A 406-nucleotide genomic window follows, 5' to 3' on the forward strand; every position below is an offset into this window, starting at 1 on the left:
TGAATCGCCCCGGGTTTCGTGGAGGCTCGGTTACTTGGAACCAGCCCCGGTCGGGACGGGTGTCTGAGGGTAGTGCTCGGGCGTGATGCTCGCCCAGTGGTTGGCCTCGTACTCGGCGGGCGGGACGAGCCCGATCTCGCCGTGGAGGCGCCTGTGGTTGAACCAGTCGACGTACTCGGTGACGGCGATCTCGACGTCGCCGACGTTCTTCCACCCGCTCTTAGGACGCATCATCGGGTTACGGATGCACTCGGCCTTGAACAGCGAGTTCAGCGCTTCGGCCATCGCGTTGATGCTCCTATAGATCGTCAAGTCGATCAGGCCGCGATTTCAAGCCCTTCGTCGCCGGGATTGGCGATGGCGTCCGGGGCCGGCAGCAGGCGAAAGAGCTCGCGAGCCAGGTACC

General features: G+C 64.3%; 1 protein-coding gene. It reads right to left on the reverse strand.

The window, feature by feature from the left end:
* Positions 1-30 precede the first annotated feature (30 nt).
* Positions 31-285 carry an IS3 family transposase gene (locus QWY28_RS23260; protein WP_300955299.1) on the reverse strand — a complete coding sequence of 85 codons (255 nt, stop codon included), beginning with the start codon at positions 283-285 and terminating at the stop codon, positions 31-33.
* Between the last annotated feature and the right edge of the window lie 121 nt (positions 286-406).

It is taken from the genome of Nocardioides oceani (genome assembly GCF_030412965.1).
In the GTDB taxonomy this organism is placed as follows: Bacteria; Actinomycetota; Actinomycetes; order Propionibacteriales; family Nocardioidaceae; genus Nocardioides; species Nocardioides oceani.